13 protein-coding genes and 1 other RNA gene are annotated in these 15768 nt (G+C 58.1%); 8 read left to right on the top strand and 6 right to left on the bottom strand.

Translation table 11 applies throughout. From position 1 onward, the window contains the following. Positions 1-285 precede the first annotated feature (285 nt). Together dnaK and grpE are read right to left on the bottom strand one after the other, a co-directional pair. Positions 286-2208: a molecular chaperone DnaK gene (gene dnaK / locus HZ99_RS21685; protein WP_038445953.1), complete on the bottom strand. Its 1923-nt coding sequence runs from the start codon at positions 2206-2208 to the stop codon at positions 286-288. A gap of 103 nt (positions 2209-2311) precedes the next feature. Further along, complete coding sequence (grpE, locus tag HZ99_RS21680; protein WP_038445951.1) at positions 2312-2881, bottom strand: nucleotide exchange factor GrpE; 570 nt, start codon at positions 2879-2881, stop codon at positions 2312-2314. Positions 2882-3113: 232 nt separating this feature from the next. On the opposite strand from grpE, the gene recN reads away from it, so the two are divergent. Continuing rightward, positions 3114-4787 (top strand): DNA repair protein RecN, encoded by a 1674-nt coding sequence (gene recN, locus HZ99_RS21675; RefSeq protein WP_038445949.1) that lies wholly within the window; start codon positions 3114-3116, stop codon positions 4785-4787. A 95-nt stretch (positions 4788-4882) separates the two neighbouring features. On the opposite strand, the gene fur is transcribed toward recN, so the two are convergent. Next, on the bottom strand, positions 4883-5287 hold the full coding sequence (gene fur, locus HZ99_RS21670) for a ferric iron uptake transcriptional regulator (protein ID WP_038448157.1): 405 nt from the start codon (positions 5285-5287) through the stop codon (positions 4883-4885). A 98-nt stretch (positions 5288-5385) separates the two neighbouring features. Between fur and HZ99_RS21665 the strand changes: the two genes are divergently transcribed. Beyond that, entirely contained in the window at positions 5386-5913 is a 528-nt protein-coding gene (locus HZ99_RS21665; RefSeq protein ID WP_038445946.1) for an outer membrane protein assembly factor BamE, read from the top strand. Between the two features lie 59 nt (positions 5914-5972). On the opposite strand, the gene HZ99_RS21660 is transcribed toward HZ99_RS21665, so the two are convergent. Further along, the gene (locus tag HZ99_RS21660) at positions 5973-6287 is read right to left on the bottom strand and encodes an RnfH family protein (RefSeq protein WP_038445944.1); all 315 of its coding nucleotides are present in this window, start codon (positions 6285-6287) and stop codon (positions 5973-5975) included. After that, positions 6280-6714 carry a type II toxin-antitoxin system RatA family toxin gene (locus HZ99_RS21655; protein ID WP_038445940.1) on the bottom strand — a complete coding sequence of 145 codons (435 nt, stop codon included), beginning with the start codon at positions 6712-6714 and terminating at the stop codon, positions 6280-6282. The genes HZ99_RS21660 and HZ99_RS21655 overlap by 8 nt, the downstream gene beginning before the upstream one ends. Positions 6715-6882: 168 nt before the next feature. On the opposite strand from HZ99_RS21655, the gene smpB reads away from it, so the two are divergent. Then, a complete protein-coding gene (gene smpB, locus HZ99_RS21650; RefSeq protein ID WP_029299012.1) occupies positions 6883-7365 on the top strand; it encodes an SsrA-binding protein SmpB in 483 nt (160 codons plus the stop codon). A 66-nt stretch (positions 7366-7431) separates the two neighbouring features. Here smpB and HZ99_RS21645 read toward each other — a convergent pair whose 3' ends face one another. Further along, positions 7432-8199 carry an FCD domain-containing protein gene (locus HZ99_RS21645; RefSeq protein WP_038445936.1) on the bottom strand — a complete coding sequence of 256 codons (768 nt, stop codon included), beginning with the start codon at positions 8197-8199 and terminating at the stop codon, positions 7432-7434. Between the two features lie 260 nt (positions 8200-8459). On the opposite strand from HZ99_RS21645, the gene HZ99_RS21640 reads away from it, so the two are divergent. The 5 genes from HZ99_RS21640 to HZ99_RS21625 all read left to right on the top strand — a co-directional run bounded on the left by HZ99_RS21640 (position 8460) and on the right by HZ99_RS21625 (position 15376). Next, positions 8460-10154, top strand: a complete 1695-nt coding sequence (locus HZ99_RS21640; protein ID WP_038445934.1) for a lactate permease LctP family transporter — start codon at positions 8460-8462, stop codon at positions 10152-10154. Between the two features lie 126 nt (positions 10155-10280). Next, positions 10281-13115, top strand: a complete 2835-nt coding sequence (locus HZ99_RS21635; protein WP_038445932.1) for an FAD-binding and (Fe-S)-binding domain-containing protein — start codon at positions 10281-10283, stop codon at positions 13113-13115. A 101-nt stretch (positions 13116-13216) separates the two neighbouring features. After that, positions 13217-13501, top strand: a complete 285-nt coding sequence (locus tag HZ99_RS21630) for a hypothetical protein (protein WP_038445930.1) — start codon at positions 13217-13219, stop codon at positions 13499-13501. A 102-nt stretch (positions 13502-13603) separates the two neighbouring features. Continuing rightward, positions 13604-13997, top strand: a transfer-messenger RNA (tmRNA) gene (gene ssrA / locus HZ99_RS28090). Between the two features lie 173 nt (positions 13998-14170). After that, complete coding sequence (locus tag HZ99_RS21625; protein ID WP_038445927.1) at positions 14171-15376, top strand: tyrosine-type recombinase/integrase; 1206 nt, start codon at positions 14171-14173, stop codon at positions 15374-15376. Positions 15377-15768: the final 392 nt, after the last annotated feature.

Below are 15768 nucleotides of genomic sequence, written 5' to 3'. Positions count from 1 at the left end.
AACCCTCCTGAGCTTGCCAAACTCGTTGAGCCCCAATACAGGCCCGGACCCAACTCACGTCAAATTCAACGATCCTGGTCTTTACTGCTCTCAGCCGAGACCCAGCTAAAAACGCGGTGACTGTCGATCGCAAAGCAGGAGCATTCCCGATCACACCGCCAGCATCCAAACGTTGTCGCATGCTGTAAAAATTCGCATACCCCAGACACGCCAACGCGGGAGCAAGCTCCCGCGCGGCGACATCCTACCAGTCACCGCTTGATAGCGGTCAACCGGGCGACCAAGTTACTTCTTCTGGTCTTCTTTGACTTCTTCGAACTCGGCATCGACAACGTCGTCGTGCTTGGCTTCAGGCTCTGCCTGTTGCGCAGCACCGTCAGCTGGCTGGCCTTGCTCGGCGTACATCTTCTGAGCTACTGGCGCGGAGACTTTCGACAGCTCCTCAACCTTGGCTTCGATAGCGGCCTTGTCATCGCCCTTAACGGCGGCTTCCAGGGCAACCACAGCAGCTTCGATTGCAGTCTTCTCTTCTGCGGTCACTTTGTCGCCAGCATCAGCGATCATTTTGCGAGTCGAGTGAACCAGTGCATCACCCTGGTTACGGGCAGCAGCCAGCTCTTCGAACTTGCGATCTTCCTCGGCGTTCTTTTCAGCATCGTTGATCATCTGCTGAATCTCTTCCTCGGACAGGCCGGAGTTGGCCTTGATCACGATCGACTGAGTCTTGCCAGTAGCCTTGTCCTTGGCACCTACGTGCAGAATGCCGTTGGCATCAATGTCGAAGGTCACTTCAATCTGTGGCACACCACGTGGAGCTGGTGGAATCTCAGCCAGATCGAACTTGCCCAGGGACTTGTTCTGCGCAGCCTGCTTACGCTCACCCTGCAACACATGAATGGTCACTGCACCCTGGTTGTCATCGGCAGTCGAGAACACTTGCGATTTCTTGGTAGGAATCGTGGTGTTTTTCTCGATCAGCGCGGTCATCACGCCACCCATGGTTTCGATACCCAGGGTCAGCGGGCTGACGTCCAGCAGCAGCACGTCTTTCACGTCGCCGGCCAATACCGCACCCTGGATGGCAGCACCCATGGCAACGGCCTCGTCCGGGTTGACGTCTTTACGCGCTTCTTTGCCAAAGAACTCGGTGACCTTCTGCTGTACCAGCGGCATACGGGTCTGACCACCGACCAGAATCACGTCGTTGATCGAGCCGACATCGATACCCGAGTCTTTCAGGGCGATGCGGCAAGGCTCGATGGTGCGTTGAACCAAGTCTTCAACCAGCGATTCCAGCTTGGCGCGCGAGATCTTCACGTTCAAGTGCTTAGGACCGGTGGCGTCTGCGGTGATGTACGGCAGGTTCACGTCGGTCGAATTGCTCGAAGACAGCTCGATCTTGGCCTTTTCAGCAGCTTCTTTCAGGCGCTGCATCGCCAGCGGGTCACCCTTGAGGTTCATGCCGCTTTCTTTCTTGAATTCGTCAACGAGGTAGTCGATCAGACGAATATCAAAGTCCTCACCACCCAGGAACGTGTCACCGTTGGTCGCCAACACTTCGAACTGGTGCTCGCCATCGACTTCAGCAATTTCGATCACGGAAACGTCGAAAGTACCGCCACCCAGGTCATAAACGATCACGGTGTGGTCGCCCTTGGCCTTGTCCATGCCATAGGCCAGAGCGGCCGCGGTTGGTTCGTTGATGATACGTTTTACATCCAGGCCCGCGATACGGCCGGCGTCTTTGGTCGCCTGGCGCTGGCTGTCGTTGAAGTAGGCTGGAACGGTGATCACCGCTTCAGTCACTGCTTCACCGAGGTAGTCTTCGGCAGTCTTCTTCATCTTTTTCAAGATTTCAGCCGAGATTTGCGGTGGCGACATTTTCTGGCCGTTCACTTCAACCCAGGCGTCACCGTTGTCGGCCTTGGCGATTTTGTACGGAACCATCTTGATGTCTTTCTGTACGACTTCTTCGTCGAACTTACGACCGATCAAACGCTTCACCGCGTACAGGGTGTTATGCGGGTTGGTCACAGCCTGACGCTTGGCAGACTGGCCTACCAGGATTTCGCCGTCGTTGGCGTAAGCCACGATGGAAGGGGTAGTCCGTGCACCTTCGGCGTTTTCAATAACCTTGGATACGCCATTTTCCAGCACGGAGACGCAGGAGTTGGTAGTCCCCAGGTCGATACCGATAATTTTGCCCATGATTCACTCTCCCGAAACTTTGGATTTGGTTGCCGCAGCAGTGGTGGCTAACTGCGGTAGCACTTAAACGCTTGACTTATAAATGGGGTCGTTACGAACGATTTCAAGCCTGCTCGTCAATCGATGGCGAAACCGGTGCGGGAGCCTTGCTCACCACCACCATCGCCGGGCGCAACAGGCGACCATTAAGCTGGTACCCCTTCTGGAACACCTTCAACACGCTATTGGGCTCAAGGTCAGCATTTTCCTGCATGGCCATAGCCTGGTGATGCTCTGCGTTGAACGGCTCGCCGCCTTGTGGATCGATAGCTTCCAACTGATAACGCTTCAGAGTGTCCTGAAACATTTTCAGGGTCAGTTCGATCCCTTCGCGCATGGCACGGATGTTTTCGTCGTCCGGGCTGGACAGCTCCAGGCCGCGCTCCAGGCTGTCGATGATCGGCAGCAGATCACCGGCAAACTTCTCCAGCGCGAACTTGTGGGCTTTTTCCACATCCTGCTCGGCACGGCGGCGGACGTTCTGCAGATCGGCAGCAACACGCAAAGCCTGATCCTGAGCGCCTGCCAGTTGCTCTTCGAGCACTTGCACACGAGCCGCCAGGTCTTCACCTGCTGCCTGCGAGGCCTGGTTGGCGTCTGGGTTTTGCGTATCCAGCGTCTGTTCGTCAGCCATAGTTTTCTCCTTTCAAAATCCTGCGCGAACTCAACTCGCGCTTCTGTTCCGGTATATGGGGCCACAATTTCCAGGTTCAAGGGCAGACATGTCCCGTCTCATACTTCCCCGCACATTCCACATCGCACTAAAAACCGCTGTCATCCAAGCAAATTGAGCTAAGGCGCAGGATTGTCAGCGCCAAACAAAACACTGTATAAATAAACAGACCTAAAGTCTGGGAGCGGCCATCATGCTGGTTCACCTGTCCGTACATAACTACGCCATCGTTGAGCACCTGGATCTTGAACTGGATCGCGGGATGAGCGTAATCACAGGTGAAACCGGTGCCGGCAAGTCGATCATGCTCGACGCCCTGGGCCTGACCCTGGGCGATCGCGCCGACAGCGGCGTGGTTCGCCCCGGTGCAGACAAGGCCGATATCCTGGCGACTTTTGACCTGGCAGATATCCCGGAAGCCAGTGCCTGGCTCGCCGAGCGCGACCTCGATAACGACAGCCCATGCATCCTGCGCCGCGTGATCACTGCCGAGGGCCGCTCCCGAGGCTATATCAATGGCACGCCCTGCCCCCTCGGCGACCTGAAGGCCCTTGGCGAGCTGTTGATCGACATCCACAGCCAGCACGAGCATCAATCCCTGCTAAAAACCGACACCCATCGCAGGCTGCTGGATGAGTACGCCGGCGCAACCGACCTGGCGCGCCAAGTGCAACTGGCCGCACAGCGCTGGCGCCAGACCCGCCAGGAGCTGGAGCGACTGTCCAACTCCGGCGACGAGCAGCGGGCCCGCCACCAACTCCTCAGCTATCAGTTGGAAGAGCTGGAAAGCCTGGGACTGGGCGAGACCGAGCTGGAACAGCTGGAGCAGGAGCACAAGAACCTGACCAATGCCGAAACCCTGCTGGGCATCTGCCGCCAGGTTGTCGAGCAATGCAGCGAAAGCGATTCCGGCAATGTGTTGAATGCACTGACGACAAGCCTTAACCGCCTGTCGAGCGTAAACAGCGGCTCTGGATCACTGAATGAAGCCACTACCTTGCTGACCAGTGCGCAGATCCAGGTAGAAGAAGCTGTTGGCGAACTGAACCGCTTCCTTGACCACTTCGATGCCGACCCGGCACGCCTTCAAGAGATCGAAGAACGTCTCGACACTATCTATACCCTGGCGCGCAAACATCGGATCCAGCCGACCGAAGTGGTAGCCATGCAGCAAAAACTGCTGGATGAGATCGAAACTCTGAATGCCAACGATGAATCCATCGAGCGCTTGGGCGATGAGCTGGCCTCTTTCGCCCGTCACTACCAGGAAAAAGCGCGGGAGCTGAGTGATCTGCGGCACCAGGCCGCAACCGGCCTGGCCTGCGCCGTGGAACAGGAAATCCAACGCCTGGGCATGCCAGGAGGGCGCTTTACCATTGAGTTGCACGCCAATAGCGGCAATGAACTGCAGCCCAATGGCCTGGAGCAGGTCGAGCTGCTGGTCAGCGCCAATCCGGGCCAACCCCTCAAGGCACTGGCCAAGGTGGCGTCTGGTGGCGAACTGTCACGGATCAGCCTGGCGATCCAGGTCATCACTGCCCAGACCTCGCGTGTACCAACACTGGTATTCGACGAGGTGGACGTGGGGATCGGAGGGCCGACGGCAGAAATTGTTGGCCAATTGCTGCGCCGCCTCGGCGAACGCGGCCAAGTCTTGACCGTTACCCACTTGCCCCAGGTGGCAGCCCAAGGGCATCAGCACCTGTTTGTGCATAAAGTGCGGGGCAGCCACGCAACGCATACCGCGGTGTCCAAACTCAACAAGACCGAGCGAGTAGAAGAAGTCGCGCGCATGCTCGGCGGCATCGACCTAACCAAGGAGTCCCTGGCTCATGCGAAGAAAATGGTGGTGACTGCAAAGGCCTGACCCCCATTCCAGCCCGATTTTCCATCGACAGAAAGCACGAAGGCGACCCTAGGGTCGCCTTCGATCGTTTCGCAGAGTGAGTCTGCGTGGTTTTCTTACTTTTTCTTACGTATGTACAGGACCAGATTATGGTCCACCAAATCGAATCCATGCTGCTCAGCGATCTCATGCTGGAGCTTCTCGATTGCAGGACTGGTGAACTCGATAACCTCATTGGTATCCAGGTCAACCATGTGGTCGTGATGACCACCGTCAGCCAGTTCAAAAACTGCATGACCGCCGTCGAAATTATGACGAACCACCAGCCCTGCGGCTTCAAACTGGGTCAGTACACGGTAAACCGTGGCCAGGCCGACGTCCTCGTTAGACTCCATCAGCGCCTTGTAGACATCTTCGGCACTCATGTGGCGCTGCTCGGCGGAATCGAGCATTTGTAGAATCTTGACTCGTGGCAGAGTCACTTTAAGACCGGCTTTGCGTAGTTCGCTATTTTCAACCATGGTTAGCTTTCTCGCGGATGCTGCTTCGCAGCTTCTCTTAATACGGGTATGATCGGCGTTTACGTTGTCCCAGCCAAGATAGTGGAAGTCGCCCACCGATGCAAAACACCAAGCTCTTGCTAACCAGTTTCACCCTTGTGGGACTGCTCGCACTCGCCGGTTGTTCATTCCCCGGGGTTTACAAAATCGACATCCAGCAGGGCAATGTCGTCACGCAGGACATGATAGACCAGTTACGCCCGGGAATGACCCGACGGCAAGTACGGTTTATCATGGGCAATCCCCTGCTGACCGACACATTCCATGCCGATCGCTGGGATTACCTCTATAGCCTGCAGCCTGGAGGCGGGGAACGCCAACAGGAGCGCGTCAGTGTCATTTTTAATGGCAATGACCAACTCGTCAGCCTTTCCGGTGACTTCATGCCCGGCGTCAGCCGCGATGAAGCCCTGTTGGGCAAGGACAGCGGGACCAGCGTCACTGCGCCAGCGCAGAACACTGAACAACCCAAGTCCGAGGTGCCGGCCAAGCCTGGCTCCTTGCTGGACACAATCCAGAAAGATATCGACAGCGTAGAAACCGTTCCGGTGCCAACCCCAGAACCTCTGGATACAAGCCCGCAATAATTTATCGCGCAACAAAAAGCCCGGCATGCCGGGCTTTTTGTTGCCTGCTATTGCACAGGTTATGGATTTTGCCGCCGAGCCCCGGCTGCTTTTGCCGCTCGCAAGCGTCTCACCTCTTTAGGGTCTGCCAATAAAGGGCGATAGATTTCGATGCGATCACCGGCCTGCACGCTACGGGTTTCAGAGTCCGCCACGACCTTGCCAAAGATCCCCAAGGGACAACGGGCAATATCCAGTTCGGGAAACTGTGCCGCAATGCCTGACGCCAGCACCGCCGCCCGTAGGCTTGTACCCGGCGCAACCGCCAGGCTCAACAACCGCTGACGGCCAACAGCGGCGTAGACCACCTCAATTTCAATCAGCGATTCAGCCATGCAGTTGCTTGGCCCGCTGGCAAAACGCATCCACCAAAGTGTTCGCCGCCTGGTTGAACAACGGCCCCAAGGTTGCCCGAACAATGGAGCCTGCGTAATCAAAGGTCAGGTCCAGGCTGATCTTGCACGCCTTCTCCCCCAATGGCTTGAATACCCAGACACCATGCAACTGAGTGAACGGTCCCTCCTCCAGGTTCATCTCGATGGATCGACCAGGGACGAGGACATTGCTCGTCACAAACTTCTGGCCAAGCCCACCCTTGGACACCTCAATACTTGCACGCATATGCTCATCGCTGCTCTCCAGCACCATGGATGAAGAGCACCAGGGCAGGAAATCCGGATAGCTCGCGACGTCGTTAACCAGGTCATAGAGCGCTTGCGCCGGGTAAGGCAGCAGCGCCGAGCGTTGAATATGCGTCGTCATGGGAGCGTTATTTCCGAAGCTGAGCGGCAAACATCGCGAAAAGACTGCCCAATTCGCGAGAGAAAAAAACCAGAAAACTGGCGGTATTGTCCGGGATTCATCCAACACGCTCAAGCACGCAGGTTGACCGTAGCCGACACGCTCGCAACTCCCTATAATGCCGCCCCTATGGCTAAACAAAAGAAACACCCAACAGGGACCATCGCGCAGAACAAAAAGGCGCGACACGATTACTTCATCGAGCATCGGTTCGAGGCTGGTCTGGTCCTGGCCGGCTGGGAAGTAAAAAGTCTGCGCGCCAGCAAGTTGCAACTGGTCGACAGTTACGTGCTGCTCAAGGATGGTGAGGCCTGGCTGCTCGGCAGTCACATCACGCCGCTGATGACCGCCAGCACCCACGTCATTGCCGACCCGGTACGTACACGCAAGCTGCTGCTCAATGCGCGCGAACTGGAAAAGCTCGCCGCGGCCGTACAGCAGAAGGGCTACGCCTGCGTCTGCCTGTCGTGGTACTGGAGCAAGCACCTGGTCAAGTGCGAGATCGCACTGGGCAAGGGCAAGAAGGAATACGACAAACGCGATACCGAACGCGAGCGCGACTCCAATCGGGAATTGCAGCGTGCCGTACGCAACAAGGGCAAGGAAGACTGATCTTCCCCAGTCCTTGATACGAGCCTGTGTGGCCAGGGAGCCTGCTCCCTGCGCCGCAATTGCAGGCTACATTCCCTTGCGTCGCTCCGCCCTGGCCATGCGCTGCACTTCCTGACGCACTTCTTCCAACACTTCCTGCACATACAGCAGGTGACGTGTTGAAACCTCCCGCGCCTGCTCCGCCCGCCCTTCGATTATCGCCAGGTACAAATCCCGATGCTGACCGATCAGCATATCCCGGGTTTCGGTGCGCTGCTGGTACATGCCACCGATATTGGTCACCACGTTACGCTTGAGCAGATCAAACAAGCCGCGAATGGTGTGCAGCAATACCGCATTGTGACTGGCTTCAGCGATAGCCAAGTGAAACCTGGCATCGGCCGCGCCTTCTTCAACACGGCTCACCTCATCATCCCGCGCGTAGCAATCCTGCAAGGCATCAAAAGCTGCAGTCAGCCGCTCGCGGTCCACTTCCGTGGCGCGCAGCGCGGCGTAATAGGCACAAGACGCCTCGAGCGTCTGACGAAACTCCAGCAGATCACGCTGGGCTTCGGGATTGTTTTCCAGCAGATGCAGCAATGGGTCGCTGAAGGTTGAACCCAGCGTCTCCACCACATAATTGCCGCCGCCCTGGCGACTGACCAGCAACCCCTTGGCCGCCAGCTTCTGGATCGCCTCGCGCAACGACGGGCGCGACACACCGAACTGTTCAGCCAGTGCGCGCTCGGCGGGCAATCGCTCGCCCGATTTCAACGTGCCCTCAAGGATCATGCCCTCAAGCTGCTCGACAATATCGTCGGACAAACGGCGCTGACGCACCTGATCAAACGCCATAACTGACTCTCCACGATCCCGGCCACTCGCCGGGCCCTCTATTCTGGCCTATTGCCGCGCTGCCGGCACCTATCAGAGCCCCTTTGATTACACCGATCAGACCCCACGCCCGTCGACATGCGACCAAAGTTTCTCAGGCGGCAAATTGACACATCACCCCGAAGGCTCTTAACCTAGCCATCAGTGATTGTAAATTGGTCTTACCAATTACCCAAATCGACTGAATATGCATGACCAACAACAATTAGGGGCCACCCCATATGCAAACCTGGCAACAGCTCTATAGCCCACTCGGCAGCCTTGGCCTGTCCGCACTGGCCGCCGTTATTCCTATCGTCTTTTTCTTCCTGGCCCTGGCGGTGTTTCGCCTCAAAGGCCATGTTGCCGGGAGCATCACCCTGGCGCTGTCAATCCTCGTCGCGATCTTTGCCTTCCAGATGCCGGTCGATATGGCATTCGCCGCTGCCGGCTATGGCTTTGCCTACGGCCTGTGGCCAATCGCCTGGATCATCGTCGCCGCGGTATTCCTCTACAAACTGACGGTCAAAAGCGGCCAGTTCGAAGTCATCCGCAGCTCGGTGCTGTCGATTACCGATGACCAGCGCCTGCAAGTACTGTTGATCGGCTTCTGCTTCGGCGCATTCCTCGAAGGTGCCGCCGGTTTCGGTGCACCGGTGGCGATTACTGCCGCGCTGCTGGTAGGGCTGGGTTTCAACCCACTGTACGCCGCCGGCCTGTGCCTGATTGCCAACACTGCGCCAGTGGCGTTCGGCGCCCTGGGGATCCCGATCATCGTCGCAGGCCAAGTCACCGGCATCGACGCCTTCAAGATCGGCGCCATGACCGGCCGCCAACTGCCACTGCTGTCGCTGTTCGTGCCGTTCTGGCTGGTGTTCATGATGGATGGTGTACGCGGCGTCAAGGAAACCTGGCCGGCCGCCCTGGTGGCCGGCTTGAGCTTTGCCATCACCCAATACTTCACGTCCAACTTTATCGGCCCCGAACTGCCTGACATCACCTCGGCCCTGGCCAGCCTGATTTCCCTGACCTTGTTTCTGAAAGTCTGGCAGCCCAAGCGTACCGCAGGTGCCCAGATTGCCGGCGCCACCTCCAGCATTTCCATCACCGGCAGCGTCGGCGGTTTCGGCCAGCCGCGCACTAGTGTGGCTTCGCGTTACAGCCTGATGGAAATTTTCAAGGCCTGGTCGCCATTCCTGATCCTGACCGTTCTGGTCACCATCTGGACCCTCAAGCCATTCAAGGCTATGTTCGCCGCCGGCGGGTCGATGTACAGCTGGGTGTTCAACTTTGCAATTCCGCACCTGGACCAGATGGTGATCAAGGTTGCCCCCATCGTCATCAACCCCACTGCCATTCCCGCGGTGTTCAAACTGGACCCGATTTCCGCTACCGGCACAGCGATTTTCTTCTCTGCACTGATCTCGATGCTGGTGTTGAAGATCAACTTAAAAACTGGTCTTACCACTTTAAAAGAGACCTTCTACGAACTACGCTGGCCGATCCTGTCCATCGGCATGGTGCTGGCCTTCGCATTCGTGACCAACTACTCCGGCATGTCTTCGACCATGGCCCTGGTATTGGCCGGCACTGGCGCAGCATTCCCGTTCTTCTCGCCATTCCTTGGCTGGCTGGGCGTATTCCTCACCGGTTCCGACACTTCGTCCAACGCCCTGTTCAGCTCCCTGCAAGCCACTACCGCACACCAGATCGGCGTCAACGACACCCTTCTGGTAGCGGCTAACACCAGTGGCGGCGTAACCGGCAAGATGATTTCCCCGCAATCGATCGCCGTGGCCTGTGCCGCGACCGGCCTGGTGGGCAAGGAATCCGACCTATTCCGCTTTACCCTCAAGCACAGCCTGTTTTTCGCCACGATTGTCGGCCTGATCACCTACGCCCAGGCGTACTGGTTCACCGGCATGCTGGTGCATTAAGACCACAGGCAATACCGTAAGAACCGACGCCGCAGCCGCTTTGCGGCGTCAGCTATTCACAACCCCGTCTACTGGACCGTGATGCACAGGCTCCTCAGACGGGGTGCTGCCGATCCTGGAGGACACATGAGTCTGCCCATCGCGTTCCTTGATGCTGTCGCACGACTAATCCCGAAAAATCGGCGCTTCGACGACCCTCTTTCCACCCTGGCTTTCGGCACCGACGCCAGTTTCTACCGACTGATCCCACAACTGGTGATCCGTGTCGAATCGGAAGATGAAGTCGTCGAGTTGCTGCAACTGGCACAGCGCGACCGCGTGCCAGTGACCTTTCGCGCAGCCGGCACCAGTCTCTCGGGACAGGCCATCAGCGATTCGGTGTTGATCGTGCTCGGCGATAACTGGAACGGGCGCGAGATTCGTGGCCAAGGTACGCAAATCCGCCTGCAACCGGGGGTGATCGGAGCCCAGGCCAACGCCTGGCTCGCGCCGTTCGGGCGCAAGATCGGCCCGGATCCAGCGTCGATCAACGCCTGCAAGATCGGCGGGATTGTCGCCAACAATGCCAGCGGCATGTGCTGCGGCACCGCCCAGAACACCTACCACACCCTGGCCGGGATTCGCCTGGTGCTGGCCGACGGCAGCCGCCTCGATACCGAGGATGCCGCCAGCGTCGCGGCCTTCCGCGAGCAACACCGCCAATTGCTGGAACGCCTGGCCTCCCTGGGCCGCGAGACCCGGGCCAATTCTGAATTGGCAGCAAAAATCCGCCATAAATACCGTCTGAAAAACACCACCGGCCTGTCACTCAACGCCCTGATAGATTTCGACGAGCCACTGGATATCCTCAGCCATTTGCTGGTGGGCTCCGAAGGCACCTTGGGCTTTATCAGTGCGGTGACCTACGACACCGTAATCGATCACCCGAACAAGGCTTCGGCCCTGATCGTATTCCCCGATGTAGAAACCTGCTGCAACGCCGTGACCGTGCTGAAAACCCAGCCTGTGTCGGCAGTCGAGCTGTTGGACCGGCGCAGCATGCGCTCGGTGCAGGATAAACCTGGCATGCCTGCTTTCGTACAACAGCTATCGGAAGGTGCCTGCGCGCTCTTGATCGAATCCCGCGCAGCTTCGTCGTCACTGCTCCATGAGCAACTGGCGCTGATCATGGCGTCGCTGGCCAACTTCCCGGTCGAAAAGCAAGTCGACTTCACCGAAGACCCGGTGGAAAACGCGCGCCTGTGGGCGATCCGCAAGGACACCTTCCCTGCCGTCGGCGCAGTACGCAAGACCGGCACCACGGTGATCATTGAAGACGTGACCTTCCCGGTCGAGCAACTGGCCATCGGCGTGAATCGCTTGATCGAGCTGTTCGACAAACACCACTACGACGAAGCCATCCTTTTCGGACACGCTCTGGAGGGCAATCTGCACTTTGTCTTCACCCAAGGCTTCAACAGCGCGCAAGAAGTCACACGCTACCAGGCGTTCATGGATGACGTGGCGCAACTGGTGGCCGTGGAGTTCGGTGGCTCGCTGAAGGCCGAACACGGTACCGGTCGTAACATGGCGCCCTTCGTCGAGCTGGAATGGGGCCGCGATGCCTATCAGTTGATGTGGCAGCTCAAGCGCCTGCTCGACCCCAACGGCATTCTCAACCCGGACGTGGTGTTGAGCGAAGACCCGCAAATCCACCTCAAAAACCTCAAGCCCCTGCCGGCCGCCGACGAGATTGTGGATAAGTGCATCGAATGCGGTTTCTGCGAGCCGGTATGCCCCTCCAAGGGCCTGACCCTGAGCCCACGCCAGCGCATCGTGATCTGGCGCGATATCCAGGCTCGCAAACGCGCCGGCATCGACACCACCGAACTGGAAGCGGCGTATCACTATCAAGGCATCGACACGTGTGCCGCCACCGGGTTATGCGCCCAACGCTGCCCGGTAGGCATCAATACCGGCGACCTGGTGAAAAAGCTGTGTAGCCGTGAAGCCGCCAGTACGAAAACTGCCGAGTGGCTAGCCAGCCATTTCTCCACAGCGCTGCAAGGTGCACGCTTCACCCTGCACGTGGCCAATGGCGCCCGCCTGCTGCTCGGCGCCCCCCGTCTGACGAAACTCTCGGCCACCGTGACCAAACTGTCCAAAGGGCAAATCCCGCAGTGGTCCAACGCCATGCCGCAGCCGGAAAAAGCCATCCGTTTCAGCCCCGCCGTCACCGATGAACGCCCGCGGGTGGTCTACCTCGCAGCTTGTGTGTCGCGAGCAATGGGGCCTGCGGCCGGGGATAAAGAGCAGATGTCGCTGTACGACAAAACCCGTGGCCTGCTGGAAAAAGCCGGCTATCAGGTGGTCATTCCGGACAATCCCGACAGCCTGTGCTGCGGCCAGCCGTTCGCCTCCAAAGGCTACGCCGAACAGGCCGAGCACAAACGCCAGGAACTGCTGGGCGCCCTGCTCCACGCCAGCCGTGGCGGGCTCGACCCGATCTACTGCGACACCAGCCCCTGCACCCTGCGCCTGGTCCAGGACCTTGGACAAACGCGCCTGGACCTCTACGACCCGGTCCGCTTTATCCGCACGCACCTGATGGACCGCCTGGACTTCACACCCCAGGATGCGCCGATAGCCGTGCATGTCACCTGCAGCACCCAGCACCTGGGCGAAAGCCAGGCCCTGATCGACCTGGCCCGGCGTTGCAGCAACAACGTGGTAATCCCCGAGGGCATCCACTGCTGCGGGTTCGCCGGCGACAAAGGCTTCACGACCCCGGAACTCAACGCTCACTCCCTGCGCTCCCTTAAAGACGCCGTGCAGTACTGCAGCGAAGGCATTTCCACCAGCCGCACTTGCGAGATCGGTCTGACCCAACACGGTGGGATCGATTACCATGGCTTGGTCTACCTGGTCGACCGGGTGACCCAGGCCCGCACAATAAAAACGAACCCCTGCGCACTGGCGTAGTCACTTGTTTAAGCCCCGGGCACCCGGGGCCGACCCATGACCTCGCCGGCTGCCCGCACGTACCGCGCAGCATCGAGACCTCTTTGCACAAGGAGATACCCATGAAGCGCTCCGTACTGGCTGGTGTATTCGTTACCGCTGCGATGCTGGCCTCACCCGTGTTTGCGGCAGGTAACGAGGCAGATCTTTGCCAGATCAACCTGGATAAAATCAACAACGGCAAGGCCTTGCTCGCCACTGACAGCACTGGCAAAAGCGGCGAGATCGACACTGCCGTCTCCCAAGCCAAGGCAGCCCATGCGTCCGGCGATGAGAAGAAGTGCATCGAGATCACATCCAAGGCCCTGCAAGACCTGCAGAACCTGGACAAGGGCGGCAACCCATAACCCGCCAACCGCTCAAGGCCAACCTTTCGGGTTGGCCTTCTGTGACCGTTTGACGTACACTGCACAGGCTTGTCGCTCACGAACACATCGAGCAACAAGCACGGGGCCGTTTAGGATTCGACGCCGGTTGCGAACCTTTAGGTGCATGCCGAGTTGGTAACAGAACTCGTAAATCCACTGTTGCAACTTTCTATAGTTGCCAATGACGAAACCTACGGGGAATACGCTCTCGCTGCGTAAGCAGCCTTAGCCCTTCCCTCCTGGTACCTTCGGGTCCAGCAATCATCAGGGGATGTCTGTAAACCCAAAGTGATTGTCATATAGAACAGAATCGCCGTGCAGTACGTTGTGGACGAAGCGGCTAAAACTTACACAACTCGCCCAAAGCACCCTGCCCGTCGGGTCGCTGAGGGTTAACTTAATAGACACGGCTACGCATGTAGTACCGACAGCGGAGTACTGGCGGACGGGGGTTCAAATCCCCCCGGCTCCACCAATTTGTCTTCCCGGGAAGACCCAGAAAAGCCGTAAAGCCTAGAGAAATCAAAGCTTTACGGCTTTTTTCTTGCCCGCGTTTTCCCACTTAATCCCAGGGCATCCCACGGTTGACGGGGGCATATATGGGGGCATAAAACGCTCATCAGCTCGCTCGGAGAGGATGTGCCCCCAATGCCCCTGAAAGACACCAACTGCCGCAACGCCAAGCCCCAGGACAAGCCGTACCGCTTGTATGACGAACAGGGCTTGTACCTAGAGGTACAGCCCAATGGAGGCCGTTACTGGCGCTTGAAGTACCGCTTTCTGGGAAAGGAAAAACGCCTGGCCCTTGGCGTTTACCCCGAGGTCGGCCTGCAGGAAGCCCGTCGCAAACGTGATGACGCTCGTATTCAGCTTGCTGGCGGACAAGACCCTTCGCTGCAAAGACGCATGGCCAAGGTGGTCAGCCAGCTCGATCACCAACACACCTTTGAATCGGTCGCAAAGCAATGGCTCACTATTCGCGAGTCAACCTGGGATACGGAGTACACCCGTACGGTGCGGCAGCGCCTTGAGCTCAATGCCTTCCCCTGGCTGGGAAAACTCCCGATCAGCAGCATCACCACGCCCATGCTGGTCGAAAACCTCCAGCGCATCATCAAGCGCGGTGCTCGTGAGACGGCGCGTCGTGTAGCCCAAATCTACAAACAGATTTTCGAGTTCGCCGAAGCTGCCGGAATCACCCCACCCAACCAGATTGGTAACCTCTCTCGTACGCTCCCAGCAAAGCGGGTGAAACACTTTGCCGCCGTGACCGATCCTGAAAAACTCGGCGCACTGCTCAAAGCACTGGATAGCTACACGGGAACACTGCCTGTTTGTTGTGCACTCAAACTGGCCCCGTTGCTGTTCTGCCGGCCCGGTGACTTGCGCCACATGGAGTGGTCGGAGGTCAATCTGGATGCGGGCGAGTGGTTGATTCCCGGCCACAAGATGAAAGGACTCACTGTCACTAAACAGGATCGCCCGGATCATTTGGTTCCCCTCAGTCAGCAAGCAATCGCTGTTCTGCGCGAGCTTAAACCACTCACCGGTAGACATCGATATGCCTTCCCCTCAGCCCGAGGAGGCGATCGACCGATGTCCAACAATGCCGTTCTCAGTGCGTTACGCCGCATGGACATCAGCGGCGACGAAATGACAGGGCACGGCTTTCGTGCGACCGCGAGAACCATAGGTGCTGAGGTGCTGGGATTTCGCCCCGACCTCTTGGAGCATCAGCTTGCGCACACGGTAAAAAATCCGCTGGGACGTGCATACGACCGAACCTCATTTCTGCCAGAGCGCCGCGACATGATGCAGCGCTGGTCAGATTACCTTGATGCCATCAAGGCCTGATCTCATAGCTTGGGCTTGCAATACCGATCCTCGCTTGGTAAAAATCAGACATCCCTCGGACGTTCATAGGTCTTCATGGGATCGTCACGCTGCCCCGGTTACGGCGTTAAGAATTCAAAGTCCATCTGCTGTTAGCAAATGGATTTTCTGGCTACCTCATCGGGGTATCGCCAGCATCTCGCAGGGCCTTGCTGCACGTGCTCGCCTGCAGCAAGGCTGCTAAAAACCTACGTACTCCTATTCCGTACCAGCTGGGTCTTTCCTCTCCCCCACGCCCAAGACACAGCTTCAGCTGTCATCCGAACAGCTGTCGCCGGCAATAAAACTCGGAGACCCGTAACACGGGTCCCAACAAACTCCCTGCTTCGCAGTAGGAAAGTCCGAGCGCCACT

The sequence above is a fragment of the Pseudomonas fluorescens genome (assembly GCF_000730425.1).
Lineage (GTDB): Bacteria > Pseudomonadota > Gammaproteobacteria > Pseudomonadales > Pseudomonadaceae > Aquipseudomonas > Aquipseudomonas fluorescens_X.
The sequence above is the reverse complement of the archived record's forward strand: the minus strand, read 5'-3'. Positions and strand labels throughout refer to the sequence as shown.